This window comes from Streptomyces caeruleatus, from assembly GCF_001514235.1.
In the GTDB taxonomy this organism is placed as follows: domain Bacteria; phylum Actinomycetota; class Actinomycetes; order Streptomycetales; family Streptomycetaceae; genus Streptomyces; species Streptomyces caeruleatus.
Genome location: NZ_KQ948926.1, coordinates 2,156 through 4,097, shown reverse-complemented (window position 1 = coordinate 4,097; position 1,942 = coordinate 2,156). Strand labels below are relative to the sequence as shown.

General features: G+C 69.2%; 2 protein-coding genes. Both read left to right on the top strand.

Going from position 1 to position 1,942, the window contains the following annotated elements; translation table 11 throughout:
* A partial coding sequence (locus AQJ67_RS08830) for an acetolactate synthase large subunit (RefSeq protein WP_062717542.1) occupies positions 1-1,772 on the top strand: 1,772 nt, incomplete at its 5' end.
* A gap of 21 nt (positions 1,773-1,793) precedes the next feature.
* The coding region (gene ilvN / locus AQJ67_RS08825) for an acetolactate synthase small subunit (protein ID WP_063807303.1) at positions 1,794-1,942 on the top strand (149 nt) is incomplete at its 3' end.

Below are 1,942 nucleotides of genomic sequence, written 5' to 3'. Positions count from 1 at the left end.
TCACGGGTGCGCAGTCCCTCATCCGTTCGCTCGAGGAGGTCGGCGCCGACACGGTATTCGGCATTCCCGGCGGTGCGATCCTTCCCGCGTACGACCCGCTGATGGACTCCACCCGGGTGCGTCACGTCCTGGTCCGGCACGAGCAGGGCGCCGGCCATGCCGCCACCGGTTACGCGCAGGCCACCGGCCGGGTCGGTGTCTGCATGGCGACGTCGGGGCCGGGTGCCACCAACCTGGTCACGCCGATCGCGGACGCGCACATGGACTCGGTGCCGCTCGTGGCGATCACCGGGCAGGTGGCCTCCAAGGCGATCGGGACGGACGCGTTCCAGGAGGCGGACATCGTCGGCATCACCATGCCGATCACCAAGCACAACTTCCTGGTCACCAAGGCCGAGGACATCCCGCGGATCATCGCGCAGGCGTTCCACATCGCCTCCACCGGCCGCCCGGGCCCTGTCCTGGTCGACATCGCCAAGGACGCCCTCCAGGCGAAGACGACGTTCTCCTGGCCGCCCACCATGGACCTGCCCGGCTACCGCCCGGTGACCAAGCCGCACGCCAAGCAGATCCGTGAGGCCGCCAAGCTGATCACCGCCGCGAAGCGGCCGGTCCTGTATGTCGGCGGCGGCGTGATCAAGGCCGGTGCCACCGCCGAGCTGAAGGTCCTCGCCGAACTCACCGGAGCGCCCGTCACCACCACCCTGATGGCGCTCGGCGCATTCCCCGACAGCCACCCGCTGCACGTGGGGATGCCGGGCATGCACGGTGCGGTCACCGCCGTCACCGCGCTGCAGAAGGCCGACCTGATCGTCGCCCTCGGAGCCCGCTTCGACGACCGCGTCACCGGCAAGCTGGACAGCTTCGCCCCGTACGCCAGGATCGTCCACGCCGACATCGACCCGGCCGAGATCGGCAAGAACCGCGCGGCCGACGTGCCGATCGTCGGTGACGCCCGCGAGGTCATCGCCGACCTGGTCCAGGCCGTGCAGAAGGAGCACGCCGAGGGGCACCAGGGCGACTACAGCGCCTGGTGGAAGGACCTGTCCCGCTGGCGCGAGACCTACCCGCTCGGCTACGACCAGCCCGAGGACGGCTCGCTGTCCCCGCAGCAGGTCATCGAGCGCATCGGTCAACTCGCCCCGGAGGGCACGGTCTTCGCGGCGGGCGTCGGCCAGCACCAGATGTGGGCCGCGCACTTCGTCCAGTACGAGAAGCCCGCGACCTGGCTGAACTCCGGCGGCGCCGGGACGATGGGCTACGCGGTCCCGGCCGCGATGGGCGCCAAGGCCGGAGTGCCGGACAAGGCGGTCTGGGCGATCGACGGCGACGGCTGCTTCCAGATGACCAATCAGGAGCTCACCACCTGCGCCCTGAACAACATCCCGATCAAGGTCGCCATCATCAACAACGGCGCCCTCGGGATGGTCCGCCAGTGGCAGACCCTCTTCTACAACCAGCGCTACTCCAACACCGTGCTGCACTCCGGCCCCGAGGCCGACGGCAAGCAGCCGAGCGCCGGCACCCGCGTCCCCGACTTCGTGAAGCTGTCGGAGGCCATGGGCTGCTACGCCATCCGCTGCGAGCGGCCCGAGGACCTCGACAAGGTCATCGAAGAGGCGAACTCCATCAACGACCGCCCCGTCGTCGTCGACTTCATCGTCCACGAGGACGCCATGGTGTGGCCGATGGTCGCCGCCGGCACCTCCAACGACGAGATCATGGCCGCCCGGGACGTCCGCCCCGACTTCGGCGACAACGAAGACGACTGAGCGAGAGAGACGTAAAAGATCATGTCCAAGCACACGCTCTCCGTCCTGGTGGAGAACACGCCGGGCATCCTCGCCCGGATCGCCGCCCTGTTCTCCCGCCGCGGCTTCAACATCGACTCGCTCGCGGTCGGTGTCACCGAGCACCCCGACATCTCCCGCATCACCATCGT